Source organism: Primorskyibacter marinus, from assembly GCF_003313245.1.
GTDB classification, from domain to species: domain Bacteria; phylum Pseudomonadota; class Alphaproteobacteria; order Rhodobacterales; family Rhodobacteraceae; genus Primorskyibacter; species Primorskyibacter marinus.
In genome coordinates, this window is sequence record NZ_QJSD01000008.1 from 1 (window position 1) to 12,384 (window position 12,384).

Consider the following 12,384-nt stretch of genomic DNA (forward strand, 5'->3'; position numbering starts at 1 on the left):
GTGTGATCTTCCGCGATGTTTGGCGCACTTTCTTTATGGCCAAGTGGCGTAGGCTGGTGCTGGAAGCAGCGTAGCTGTCATCCGCGCTTTGCGCGGCAAAAGTCCGGTTTGAGCCCAAAGGAGAAGTTTGCAAATCTCGCAGCGTGCGCTCGCAGCACTAATATTTCCGCGGCTGCGTATTTCTCAGTGCTGCAAGGCAACATAAAAGATCGGCCATCCATGTAGACCGAAACGAGAATCATTACGCAGGCTCACAGATCACCGGTCAAGACGTAGCTGCAAGCTCACCAACCGCTGGATTTGACGTTTACCGCCGGAACTTGGATGGTGTGCACCTGTATTCTCTTTTGAATTGTTTTGAGAAATTCCCGAACGATCGGAATCCGCTGGCGATGGAAACTTCTCTTAGAGGCAAGTTGGTCTGAGACATCAGCTCGTAAGCGCGCTCTAGTTTCAGGCTTGTATAGAATTGCATTGGCGATTTGCCGAGATGCACTTCAAACTGCCGTTCAATGCTTCTTACGGACGTCCCACACGTATTTGCTATTTCCTCTTTTGAGAGTGGTTCCTCAATGTTTTGTGACATTAGCCTGACTGCAGCCCTCAGAGCTTCAGGGACATGCCGAAGCCTGTCGACCTGAGATCCAGGCTGACGGATGTCAGGGTCGCGCGGATAGGAAATCAGCAGTTGATTGCATACGTATTGCGCGGCTTCTCGCGAGATCTTGGCAATAGAGTGGATGATCATGTCCAGGGCCGCCAATTCACCGGCACATGTTGTCGTCGATCCGTTGGAGACAAATAGAACGTTCCTGGCGGACACATCAGAAAAGCTTTCAGAGAACGCAACCAGCGAGGACCAATGCGTGGTAGCCTTGTGCCCATCCAATAGCCCCATTTTCGCGAATATCCACGACGCGCGCCCGATCCCATAAAGCGCCATACCAGACCGTTTGGACCGCCTTAGCAGGCTCAGGATATCAGAACTTTCCTCCAACCGCTGGTAAGAATCACAGCAAAAGCAGATGGCTAACACCCCGTTTCTCTTGCTCAATCGGAGAGAAAACTCAGCAAGCGTTTCATCGCAAAAAAACGCAACGCCGCTTTGCGATCTGACGGCTTTATCGCGCCCGCCGACTAGTAGAAACTTGGGCGCGATACTGGGGAATTTTTTCCTGAAAAAATGAAGCGGTTCGACAATTGCACCCAGACTCAGTGTAGAAAACCCATCGAGAACAACAATCGCAATTGTGCTGTCGCTCTGCGCCCCCCCTGTCTCTTGCGTTATTGAAAAGTCGTGAGTTGTGTGCTTCATCTTTTTTACCGTTCAAAGCGACGCTTCGTCCCGCTTCTGTCAAAGCGTTGGTCGGCGCGGAAGACCTTTGATCGGTACATCAATCTATCAGCGTGCCAATTGAGATGATCTTCGGCAAAGGAGGCGACGAAATAGTAGCTGTGGTTGTAGCCAGCTGCCTCGCGATAAGTGACCGGCACGCCTGCTGCTTCGGCGGCTGCTGTTAGTGTTTTAGGTTTCAGCAGGGCGTAAAACTGATCGTCAGCGCCCTGATCCACCAGGATGTCTTTCGACCAGCCCCTGTCTGCCAAAAGAAGGCTGGCATCGTGGTCAGCCCAGAGTTTCTTATCATCCCCCAAATAGCTTGCCAGTTGTTTGCTGCCCCAGTCTGAGGCCGTCGGGTTGGCAATCGGTGCAAACGCCGAAACGGATTGATATTTCCTGGGGTTGAGCATCGCCAGTGTCAGCGCGCCGTGTCCGCCCATGGAGTGGCCGGTGATCCCGTGTCTTTCGGTGACAGGGAAGCGGCTGCAGATAATCTGGAACAGTTCCTTGACGACATAGTCATACATTCGGAAATGCGAGGCCCAGGGCTTTTGGGTGGCATTCACATAAAACCCGGCGCCCTTGCCCAGATCATAGGCCTCGTCATCGGCTACATGCTCGCCGCGCGGAGAGGTGTCTGGAAAGACCAGCGCTACCCCGCGCCGGGCAGCAAATTGCTGCAACCCAGCTTTGGACATCGCGTTTTCGTGGGTGCAGGTCAGACCCGACAGGTACCAGAGTACCGGCACTGAAGATGTCTCGGCCTGTGGAGGCAGGTAGATGCCAAAAGTCATGTCACAGCCACAGGCATCAGATGGATGCCTGTAGACCGCGTTCTTTCCGCCGAAGCATGTCGTACTTTCGATCAGTTCCATCGATCAGAATTCCACGACGGCGCGGATGCTTTCGCCCTTGTGCATCAGCTCGAAGCCTTCGTTGATCTGGTCGAGTGTCAGCTTATGGGTGATCATTGGGTCGATCTCGATCTTGCCGTCCATGTACCAGTCGACGATCTTGGGCACATCCGTCCGCCCCGACGCGCCGCCGAAGGCTGTGCCGCGCCAGACCCGACCGGTGACCAGCTGAAACGGGCGAGTGGCAATTTCGGCGCCGGCAGGGGCCACGCCGATGATGACACTTTCGCCCCAGCCCTTGTGGGCGGCTTCCAGCGCAGTGCGCATGACGTTTACGTTGCCAGTGGCATCGAACGTGTAATCCGCTCCGCCTCCGGTCAGTTCGACCAAGTGCGTGACCATGTCACCATCGACCTTCGACGGGTTCACGAAATCGGTCAGGCCAAACTGGCGGGCCATTACTTCCTTGTCGTCATTCAGGTCCACGCCAACGATCTGGTCGGCGCCTGCCATGCGCAGGCCTTGGATCACGTTGAGCCCGATGCCGCCCAGGCCAAAGACGACAGCGCGGCTGCCGATCTCGACCTTAGCGGTATTAATCACCGCGCCGATGCCGGTGGTCACGCCGCAGCCGATGTAGCAGACCTTGTCGAAAGGCGCGTCCTTACGGATCTTGGCCAGGGCGATCTCGGGCACGACCGTGTGGTTGGCGAAGGTCGAACACCCCATGTAATGGTGAATCGGCGTGCCGTCGAGCATCGAGAACCGGGTCGAGCCATCGGGCAGCAGCCCGGCGCCTTGCGTCGCGCGGATCGACTGGCAGAGATTGGTTTTGGGGTTTAGGCAGTAATCGCATTCACGGCATTCGGGCGTGTAGAGAGGAATCACGTGATCACCGACCTCAAGGCTGGTGACACCTTCACCCACCTCGACGACAACACCCGCGCCCTCATGGCCCAGGATCGCTGGGAAGATCCCCTCGGGGTCATCACCCGAGCGGGTGAATTCGTCGGTGTGACAAAGACCGGTCGCCTTGATCTCGACCAAAACCTCGCCCGTCCTGGGGCCGTCGAGGTTCACTTCCATAACTTCCAGCGGTTTGCCCGCCTCAACGGCAACTGCCGCACGTGTTCGCATAGCGATTCTCCTGCTAATTAAGTTCATTGATTTAGTGATCTCAGGCCGCGTGGCTTGTCGTGAAAATGCCGGACATGCCGACAAAGCCCTGTATCCGTTTCACCCGGTCGCACCAGCGCCGGATTGCAGGGTAACCCTGTCTGTAAATACCCCCTTCCTCCGAGAGCGCCACGTAGGGGAAACAAGCAATGTCCGCGATCGTGGGATGGTCGCCAGGCACAAGCCAATCGCGGCCGACCCGTTCGGCAAACCACAAATGTTCGTCAAGGATGCGGAACAAACGATGGGCACCGGCGCGCGCGGCTTCGACATCCAGTTCATAGAACAGCCCATCATGCAGTCGCGCAGCCGAAGCCGTTCCGGTGATGCCGTCGGCAAAGGCGAGCCATTGCGCAACCTCTCCCAAGCGGCCAGGGTCAGAGACGGGATACCATAGGCCGCTCGCATCATATTTTACCGCCAGATAGGTCAGTATGGCCTGGGCATCGCGCAGGACCTTGCCCTCATCCTCGATGACCGGCAATTGTCCTAGTGGATTCAACTGGAGAAACTCGGGCGATTTATGCTCAAGCCCCGGATAGAAATCGACGGTTTGGCTTTCATATTCGATACCAAGAATGTTCAGGAACAATCTGATCTTGAAGCAATTCCCCGAAAGCTCGTAGTCATAGAGTTTCATTTCGGCCTCCTCAGATATCCAGCACAAGCCGCTTTGACTTGGCTCGTGACACGCAGGTGATGATTTTCTGGTTCGACGCCTTCTCGCTGTCGGAAAGATAGACGTCCTGATGATCGGGCTCGCCTTCGATTACCGTTGTCAGGCAGGTGCCGCACGCCCCCTGCTCGCAGGAACTGGGTGCCTCGATCCCGTTTTCCTGAAGAATTTCAAGAATGGTCCTGCCTGCTGGCACTTGCAGCGTGAGTGCCGACCGTGCAAGCGCCACTTCGAAAGTGGAACTGTCGTCTATTTCCTTGGTGTTCTTGAAGTATTCGAAATGCACCGCGTCTTCGGGCCAACCGGCTTCGGCAGCGATTTTTCGGGTGGCTTCAAGCATTGGGCCGGGGCCGCAAATGTACAGGTGGTGCGCGTAGTCGTAGCCGGACAGCAATTCCTTCAGCGCGCCGCCCGTCGATGCCGGATCAAGTCCAATATGTGGGATCAGATTGCTGCCAAATGTTTTCAGCACATCCGGGAAGGACAAATGCGCCTCGGATTGCGCGAAATAATGCAGCTCATAGCCCAACCCCTGAACGTGAAGGGTTTGGGCCATGGCCAGCATCGGCGTGATCCCGATGCCGCCGGCAACAAGAATTGTTTTCAATGCATCGCGCCGAAGCGGGAAATTGTTGCGGGGCGCAGAGATTGCAAGCACATCTCCTGCCTGAACAGCATTGTGCATGCATTCCGAACCGCCGCGTGAGTCCGGTTCCCGCTTGACGCCAATCCGATAAAAATCGGTTTCGCCAGGTGCATTGGTCAGAGAATATTGGCGTGACATCCCGTTGGGCATATGCAGGTCGATATGCGCTCCGGGTTGGAAAGTGGGCAGCTGTCCATTCAGCGCCTCCAGCCGAAAACCCGCGACACCTTCAGAGGCATCCCATTTATGCGCCACAGAGACACGCAATTCAGCTTTTGGACCAGATTTCGCGCGGGCTGGCATTTTGGCTAGTTCTTCGTCGACCTTCGAAAACTGAACTTCAATTGGTTCCGGGACCGGCAGCATTGTGGCTTCCGCCTCGATGACATCGCGCAGCGCTTGCATCCTGCGATTATGATGGCGCAAAATGTTGCCGGCGTCGGCTGGCTGGTCTGTTAACACGCCACGCAAGATGGATCGCCCGGCATCCACCGGCTGGACAAACAGCAGAAGCGTTGCTTTTGACTGGTCTTGCTTAGCGTGCAATTGGACGTGATTATCAGTTTCTTCAACCAAAGTGACATCGGCGCACCCCTCGCCAATTGGAGAAAAGCGATAAGACTTAGCATGTTTCAAAGCAATGTCAGGGGCGGCTTTTACCGGTATTGGTCGAAGCGCCAAAACGTCATTGCCATTCAACACAGCTGGCGCTTCGAATTCTCCGATCGGATCAACGGCAGACCAAACCAAACCATGTGATTCCACTGCTGAATACGTGTTGTTACAGATTGTCCGCGCTGGTGCATCAGCCGGGTGCGCAGGGATGTAAGTGCAGCCAGCCGTCCGGTTGGCGTAGCGCCAGCCGTGATAGAGACACCTCAGCTCACGACCTTCGTTCAGGCCGACCGTCAGGCGCACGCCCCGGTGCAAACACCGGTTTTCCCAGACATTGACGTGGCCGTCGTCGGCCCGCCACACTGCCATTTCGCGCCCCCAAAGCTGTCCATGATAAATGTGCCGCATCGGGAGATCAGTGCTTGATGCAATCGGGTGCCAAGTAGTCAGATCTGTCGTCATGACATACCCTCTTTCTATGCTGCTGCAGGGATCACGCCGTAGCGCAGACCCTTCCGACTCAACCAGCGTCGAAACGCGATGGCCGTTTTGTCGGCTCGAATTGGAGTTTCGGATCTGGGATCCAGCGGAAGCCGCTTCGGATACTGGTTTTCCAATATCGGCTTGTCCTGCCCGAAGATCACCTGCTGGAAATACCGAATACTCTCGTAGGTGTTGTCTTCATCGATGACGCACATCCCTGTATGCGCGCGCACCCAATCCTGGCTCATGGGTTGCAGGAACATATAGATCACGTCACTGCGTGACGCATCGTTGGGGCTGGATTTGTAGAGCAATGCGCAGTTTACGTGCGGCACCCGATACGTGTAATCGACCATCGCACCGCCTTCAGAAGCTAGCGCGGCCTTTGGTTGATAGAATTGGCACTGTGTAGCCAACACTTCGTCACGAGTTTCTGAAACCTCAACTGCATACTCCTTAACCTCGGTATGCGGCTCTTCCCCAAGAATGCCGGTATGAACATAAGGAAAGTGACTCATGTCCAAAAAGTTCTCGACGGCACGGCCAGCGGAAACATTCACGCCAAACACACCCGTCGGCACATTTATACGATCGGCCTCGTAATATTCCTCAAATGAGAACAGCGTTTCAGGCGGCTCTCCAAGCGACGTCCAGACGTAGCCGTGCGCGATATGTATGGGTAGCGGATTGCGGACCGTTTTCGAGGTTAACCGGCTCCGCGTTGGAAGTTGGTTATCAAATGGCCAAGCATAAGCATTTCCGTCTGTGTCCATGCCATAGGAAATATTTTCTTCCAGAAGCATGGTCGAATGGATTAAGCCCGGCGTGATTTCGTCGATTGAACTAAGCGGATGCCACTGGTTCAGGATCACTGGGTCTGTACATTTCAATTCGGTCATGTCGTGGGCTCCATTCATTGCTCAACGGAAATAGGGAATGCCTAAGCGCAAGGGTTGGCTGGATTTTCTGCGCAACCCCATCAACAGCAGGATCGAGGCAAGATACGGCATCGCCAGGAAGATCTGGTGCGGCACATTGAGCCCCAGTACTTGGACATGTGTCGCAATGCTTTCGAGCAGCGCAAAGACAAGCACGGCGGCAAGAACGCCACGAGGCAGCCAGTTTCCGGCAATGATGGCTACGATGGCCAACCAACCACGTCCTGCCGTGATATCTGCTAGGTAACGGTCGGAGAAGCCCAGCATCAGAAACCCGCCGCCCAATCCTGTCATTACACTCCCGATCAGCACGGCAATGTATTGACGCCCGGTGACGCTGAGTCCTTTAATATCCAGTGCCTTGGGGTTTTCGCCGAGGCAGCGCAGTTCAAGCCCCCAACGTGTCCGATAGAGTAGGAACCAGATGGCAGGCACCGCGGCAAATGCAACATAAGTCAGCAACCGCTGCGAAAAGAGAATTTCCCCCAGCCAAGGGATCGAAGAAAGGACCGGAATGGGAACATTCTCGAAACCGTCAAAGGTCGGTTGCGCCCGCCCCTTGATATAGATGCGGAACCAGTAAAGCGTCAGGCCGGCGACCAGCAGGTTAATCCCCAGACCCGTGATGAAATGGTCTACGCGCATCGTTGCCGTCATAAACGCGGTCAGAAGACCAACGAGGCCTCCAACGACCATTGAGGCAAGGACAGCGAGCCATATCGAGCCGGTTGCCGTTGCAACGATGTAGGCGGTAAACGCTCCCATCAGCATGGTGCCTTCGACGCCCATGTTCCAGATACCTGCGCGTTGCGTGACCAACTCGCCAATGGCAGCAAACAGAATGGGCGTCATGATGCGCACTGTTCCGGCCAGAATGCTGACAAGAATGGCTTCCTGAAACAACTCAGACATCTTTCTCGGTCCTCACGAGTTTGTAGCGTGCTGCAACTCCCGCGCAGAGGAAGGCGAGCAGCAGGATGCCTTGCATGGCCGGGACCAATGCATCCGGCACTTGAGCCAGCAGCTTCATGTAGAGACCCCCGCTGGCAAGCCCGCCGAAGACGATGCCCGCCACGACCGTGCCAAGCGGACGCAATCCTCCGATCATGCCGATGATGATGCCGGTATAGCCCAGGCCATAAAGCGTATCGGCGCGGAGGCGGTGGGCAGTTCCAAAGATTTCAGACACCCCGGCCAGTCCCGCAATCGCACCGCTTACTGCCATAACGATGATGATGGTCCGGCCAATATTCGTGCCGCGATAGGCCAGGGCGATCGGATTGAACCCCATCGCGCGGATTTCGTATCCCAAGGGGGTTTTTTCCAGAAGGACGTAGCAAACCAATGCTGCGGTCAACGCAAGGATAAATCCCAAATGCAGTTTCGTGCTGCCCAGCAGATAGGGGAGTTCCGACGCGGCCGGAATCGGGCCGGTTTGCTGATAGACGACTGTCGTGGAAACCTCGGTCCAGGGGCCGCCTCCGATCAGATACGACAACAGGAACACGATCAGGTAATTCATCATGACGGTCGAAATGATTTCGTTTACGTCGAACCGGTCTTTCAGAATCGCTGCGGTTGTTCCTAGCAGCGCGCCGCCGATCATGCCGCTGAGGATGATAAGACAGACATAAAGCCATGCCGGCAGCCCAATGAATACAAGGCAACCAAGATAGGCGCCCATCGCCCCGGCATAGACCTGACCCTCCTGGCCAATGCTCCAGACCTGGGCGCGAAAGGCGACAACGGTCGCCAACCCGGTCAGGATCAGCGGTGTTGCCTTCGCCATCGTGGCATAAAGGGCTTTCTCACTACCGAAGGCGCCCTTCAGAAGCGCGGAATAGGCTTTGAAAACATCCGCCCCGCTCGTCAAAAGCAGCAATGCGGATAGGAACAATCCGAAGAGTGTCGCCAGCGCATACATGGCAAAAGTCCAGGACCGCTTGGGATTTACCCGACGCTCGATCCGCCATTTCGGCACCGGCTCCGGGAAAAGGTTTTCAGCCGGTTCATTGATGCTGGTCATGCTGCGACCCCCTGTTGCCCGCCTGCCATCAAGAGGCCAATTTCTTCTATCGTGGTTGATTGCGGATCGACCACGCCGGTTATCCGTCCGCTTGATATCACGGCAATCCGGTCCGATAGATTAAGGAGGTCTTCAAGTTCTTCTGAGGCCAATAGAACGGCATAGCCTTCGTCGCGCTTGACAATGATCTGCTTGTAGACATACTCGATAACCCCGAGATCGAGGCCACGTGTCGGTTGGTTGGCCAGCAGCAGCTTTCTGGAATGCACAAATTCTCTTGCTAGAATTACCTTTTGCGCATTTCCACCCGACAGGTGATTGACTGGCGTCAATCCGGATGGTGTCGTAATCTGGAACTCATCGATCAGGCCATCAGCGATCGTGCCGATCTGCTTGTGATCCAGGAATGGACCCTTGGTATAGTCATCGTGGCGCTGCCACCCTAGGATCATGTTTTCGCGAATATTGAACTCCGGGATCAGGCCTTCGCGAAACCTGTCATCGGGCACCAGTCCCACACCTCGATCCATGTAGTGGCGCGAGGGCAGGCCTTTGATCTGTTCACCACCCAATATGATGCTGCCGCTGTCAGGGATCAGGACACCTGAAAGTGATTCAAACAGCTCTTTCTGCCCATTGCCCGACACGCCTGCCAGACCCAATATCTCCCCTTTCCTGATTGCCAGGCTGACATCGTCAAGCGCCAGTTTTCCCCGCCCGTCGCGATAGACAAGATTTTCCACGATCAGAACCGGCGGCTCTGTTCGGTCGCGGTCATCAGAGCGGTCGCGCGCGACCCGTAAATCCACGTCCCGCCCCACCATCATGCGTGTCAATTCGTCCGGGGTAACATCCGACGGCTTTACCGTTCCCACGACCTTTCCCTTGCGCAGGACCGTGACCCGATCCGACCGCATGACTTCGACCATCTTGTGGCTGATGAGCAGGATCGACAGGCCCAACTCGCACATATGATCGATGATCCGAAAAAGTTTTCGCGACTCTTCCGGTGTGAGCACCGCCGTCGGTTCATCCAGAATCAAAACCCGGGCGTCGAGATAGAGCGCCTTGAGCATCTCAACCCACTGCTGCTGACCGACGGCCAGATCACGCACGTTGGCATCAATATCCAGATCGATTTCGTATTCCCGGCAAAGCTCCTCGACCCTTGCCCTGGCTTCTTGCATCTGTAGTTTCCATCCCGCCTCGTGTGTGCCCACAACAATGTTTTCGAGAACGGTGAACTCGCTAACCAGCACAAAATGCTGATGGACCATTCCGATACCGATATGAATGGCGTCGCGTGGCGACCGAAAGGCCACGGGCTTGCCATTAAATTCGATGTGGCCGCCTTCTGGCTGGTAGAAGCCAAACAGACATGACGAAAGTGTGGATTTTCCCGCACCATTTTCACCGAAGAGGCAGTGTACCTCACCCGGCTTCAGCTCAAAGTTCACGTCCTCGTTGGCGATGACACCTGGGAAGCGTTTTGTTAGATTTACGGCTTTCAGAAGTGTGGACATGATGACTCGGTTCCGATGGCTTTTCGATAAGTTGCGCCCGCCCAGGGAGGAGGAGGTTATGAGCGGGCGCGAGATCGGCAGGGAGTGCCGATCAGTTTGAAACCGGATTTTTGACGTTGACGTCGACGACGAGCGATCCGGATTTTATTTCGGCGATCGTCGCATCGACCAAGGCCTTCACGTCGTCCGGCACCTTATCTGCAAGCGCCTGATAAGGGGCGATACCAGCTCCACCATCAGCCATGCCACGCCAGATGATGTCGGTGTTCCCGTCGTAGGGTTCGCCGTTCACCTGTTTGTCCCACCATTCGTCGATGATCCAGTTCACGTCAGGGTCCCAGAATGCAAGCGCGCTGGATACGATCGTTTCAGGTGAATAGCTGTGTTGGTCCCCGAAATTGGCAAAGCACAAAATTTCCGCCTCTTCACAGGGTTTGAAATTGGCCGCGAGAGAAAAGATGATATCAGCCCCCGTTGATATCTGGGCGGAGGTCATTTCTGCCGCTTTACCCGGATCATACCAGCTCTCGATGAAGGCGACTTTCTGGACAATGTTTTCGTTGACCGACCGAGCTCCCGCAAAGAACGAGTTGATCTCATCGTTCACGTCGTCTGCCGGGAATGTCCCCACGACACCGAGCGTGTTGCTTTCGGTCAGTTTGCCGGCCATGACACCCAGAACATAGGAGGCTTCGTGAATACGCTTATACACCCAGTATTGGTTGCCGCCCAATCCCTCGTTGCCCGAGCCAACCACGACGAAAAGAATATCCGGAAACTCGTCCTTCAGCTTTTTGACTTGGTCGGAATATGTCGAATGGGCCCAGATGACGTCGAACTCACCCGATTCAGCGAAGAGGCGCATCGCTTCACCCGCGTCGTCACCCCATAGCGGATCGGTATATTGCCAGTTCATGTCAAGCCCATGGGGTTTTTCCGCCTTCACGCGTTCAAGCGAGTCAATCAGAGTGCCGTCCCAGGGGGATTCGATCCCCGCCGATAGGATGATCGCGATGTTAAGATCCGTCGGATCGTCAGCGGCGGCCGTTTGTGCCGAAACGAAGACCGAGGACAGTGCGATGGCACTGGCGCCGGCTATCGACAAGAATTTACGTTTTTTCATTTTTTCCTCCCGTTTAGGTTTCTCACAGGTCCAAAACCAGCAGATCGGTCAACGCACGCGAGCAGCAAAGCGTCATTTGATCGTTGTCGGCATGTTCCTCTTCTGTCAGCACTAGATCACGGTGATCCGGTGTGCCTTGCAGAACCGGCGTCAGGCAGGTTCCGCAAATTCCCTGTTCGCATGATGTGGGAATCTCTATACCGGCGTCAGCCAGCACTTCTACGATTGTCCGGTCGGCGGGTACGTCGAGTACATCTCCGGTGGAATCCAGCTTGATCTGAAAGGGCCGGTCCTCGCCGTCGACAGCCTGCAGGTCTGCGGTAAAATACTCGCGATGAAGGCTGGAGGCAGGCCAGGCATCACTTGCCGATGCCAGTACGGCATCCATGAACCCGGTGGGTCCGCAGACATATAGGTGCGTCCCTTCTTCGGGCGGCTGCCTAAGCGCATCGATATCGAATTTTTGCTTGGCGGGACCGTTGTCAAAATGCAGATGGGCGTTTTCTGCAAACCCGGACAATTTGACCATGCCTTTGAATGCCATACGTTCGGGCGAACGGGCGCAATAGTGCAACGCAAAGCTTTCGCCCCGTTCATGCAGCGCCTGCGCCATGCCGAGGATAGGCGTAATCCCGATACCCCCAGCCAGGAGCAGTGAGTGCTTGGCGGAATCGTTCAGTTCGAAATTGTTGCGCGGCACGCTTATCGAAAGCGTTGCGCCCACGGTCAGTTCATGCATGGCCGCCGAACCGCCGCGACCGGCTTCTTCCTTCAGAACGCCCAGACAGTAGCGATGTGATTCCGATGGATCATTCCACAATGAGTATTGCCGGATGAGGCCATCACCCAAATGCACATCTATATGAGAACCCGCCGTAAATCCGGGCAGGGAGGAACCGTCTGCATGAACAAGCTCGAACCCGGCGATATCCTTTGCGAGCATCGTTTTCGCAGCAACTTTTACCTCGAGCAAACCGCTGTTCAT

Annotated in this window: 11 protein-coding genes; all 11 read right to left on the minus strand. The window is 55.6% G+C overall.

The genetic code is table 11. The features are described 5' to 3' along the window. Positions 1–307: 307 nt before the first annotated feature. The 11 genes from DMZ65_RS11370 to DMZ65_RS11420 all read right to left on the minus strand — a co-directional run bounded on the left by DMZ65_RS11370 (position 308) and on the right by DMZ65_RS11420 (position 12,384). On the minus strand, positions 308–1,315 hold the full coding sequence (locus DMZ65_RS11370) for a GlxA family transcriptional regulator (RefSeq protein ID WP_116599022.1): 1,008 nt from the start codon (positions 1,313–1,315) through the stop codon (positions 308–310). Between the two features lie 5 nt (positions 1,316–1,320). Continuing rightward, positions 1,321–2,214 (minus strand): S-formylglutathione hydrolase, encoded by an 894-nt coding sequence (gene fghA / locus DMZ65_RS11375; protein ID WP_116599023.1) that lies wholly within the window; start codon positions 2,212–2,214, stop codon positions 1,321–1,323. A gap of 3 nt (positions 2,215–2,217) precedes the next feature. Then, the gene (locus tag DMZ65_RS11380; protein ID WP_116599024.1) at positions 2,218–3,330 is read right to left on the minus strand and encodes an S-(hydroxymethyl)glutathione dehydrogenase/class III alcohol dehydrogenase; all 1,113 of its coding nucleotides are present in this window, start codon (positions 3,328–3,330) and stop codon (positions 2,218–2,220) included. Positions 3,331–3,370: 40 nt separating this feature from the next. Further along, positions 3,371–4,009 (minus strand): glutathione S-transferase family protein, encoded by a 639-nt coding sequence (locus tag DMZ65_RS11385; protein ID WP_116599025.1) that lies wholly within the window; start codon positions 4,007–4,009, stop codon positions 3,371–3,373. Between the two features lie 10 nt (positions 4,010–4,019). Beyond that, positions 4,020–5,768, minus strand: a complete 1,749-nt coding sequence (locus DMZ65_RS11390; protein WP_116599026.1) for a Rieske 2Fe-2S domain-containing protein — start codon at positions 5,766–5,768, stop codon at positions 4,020–4,022. Positions 5,769–5,782: 14 nt separating this feature from the next. Beyond that, the gene (locus DMZ65_RS11395) at positions 5,783–6,688 is read right to left on the minus strand and encodes an aromatic ring-hydroxylating oxygenase subunit alpha (protein ID WP_116599114.1); all 906 of its coding nucleotides are present in this window, start codon (positions 6,686–6,688) and stop codon (positions 5,783–5,785) included. A 21-nt stretch (positions 6,689–6,709) separates the two neighbouring features. Continuing rightward, positions 6,710–7,639 (minus strand): ABC transporter permease, encoded by a 930-nt coding sequence (locus tag DMZ65_RS11400; RefSeq protein WP_116599027.1) that lies wholly within the window; start codon positions 7,637–7,639, stop codon positions 6,710–6,712. Further along, complete coding sequence (locus DMZ65_RS11405) at positions 7,632–8,753, minus strand: ABC transporter permease (protein ID WP_116599028.1); 1,122 nt, start codon at positions 8,751–8,753, stop codon at positions 7,632–7,634. Before DMZ65_RS11405 ends, DMZ65_RS11400 begins: the two co-directional genes overlap by 8 nt. Continuing rightward, on the minus strand, positions 8,750–10,276 hold the full coding sequence (locus DMZ65_RS11410) for an ABC transporter ATP-binding protein (protein WP_116599029.1): 1,527 nt from the start codon (positions 10,274–10,276) through the stop codon (positions 8,750–8,752). Before DMZ65_RS11410 ends, DMZ65_RS11405 begins: the two co-directional genes overlap by 4 nt. 91 nt (positions 10,277–10,367) lie before the next feature. Then, the gene (locus DMZ65_RS11415) at positions 10,368–11,399 is read right to left on the minus strand and encodes a BMP family lipoprotein (protein WP_116599030.1); all 1,032 of its coding nucleotides are present in this window, start codon (positions 11,397–11,399) and stop codon (positions 10,368–10,370) included. Positions 11,400–11,421: 22 nt separating this feature from the next. Beyond that, positions 11,422–12,384 carry a PDR/VanB family oxidoreductase gene (locus DMZ65_RS11420; protein ID WP_116599031.1) on the minus strand — a complete coding sequence of 321 codons (963 nt, stop codon included), beginning with the start codon at positions 12,382–12,384 and terminating at the stop codon, positions 11,422–11,424.

Excerpts from the sequence above, each read along its gene's own strand:
- DMZ65_RS11370 (WP_116599022.1), bottom strand. The coding sequence starts at position 1,315 with ATGAAGCACACAACTCACGACTTTTCAATAACGCAAGAGACAGGGGGG.
- fghA (WP_116599023.1), bottom strand. The coding sequence starts at position 2,214 with ATGGAACTGATCGAAAGTACGACATGCTTCGGCGGAAAGAACGCGGTC.
- DMZ65_RS11380 (WP_116599024.1), bottom strand. The coding sequence starts at position 3,330 with ATGCGAACACGTGCGGCAGTTGCCGTTGAGGCGGGCAAACCGCTGGAA.
- DMZ65_RS11385 (WP_116599025.1), bottom strand. The coding sequence starts at position 4,009 with ATGAAACTCTATGACTACGAGCTTTCGGGGAATTGCTTCAAGATCAGA.
- DMZ65_RS11390 (WP_116599026.1), bottom strand. The coding sequence starts at position 5,768 with ATGACGACAGATCTGACTACTTGGCACCCGATTGCATCAAGCACTGAT.
- DMZ65_RS11395 (WP_116599114.1), bottom strand. The coding sequence starts at position 6,688 with ATGACCGAATTGAAATGTACAGACCCAGTGATCCTGAACCAGTGGCAT.
- DMZ65_RS11400 (WP_116599027.1), bottom strand. The coding sequence starts at position 7,639 with ATGTCTGAGTTGTTTCAGGAAGCCATTCTTGTCAGCATTCTGGCCGGA.
- DMZ65_RS11405 (WP_116599028.1), bottom strand. The coding sequence starts at position 8,753 with ATGACCAGCATCAATGAACCGGCTGAAAACCTTTTCCCGGAGCCGGTG.
- DMZ65_RS11410 (WP_116599029.1), bottom strand. The coding sequence starts at position 10,276 with ATGTCCACACTTCTGAAAGCCGTAAATCTAACAAAACGCTTCCCAGGT.
- DMZ65_RS11415 (WP_116599030.1), bottom strand. The coding sequence starts at position 11,399 with ATGAAAAAACGTAAATTCTTGTCGATAGCCGGCGCCAGTGCCATCGCA.
- DMZ65_RS11420 (WP_116599031.1), bottom strand. The coding sequence starts at position 12,384 with ATGAACAGCGGTTTGCTCGAGGTAAAAGTTGCTGCGAAAACGATGCTC.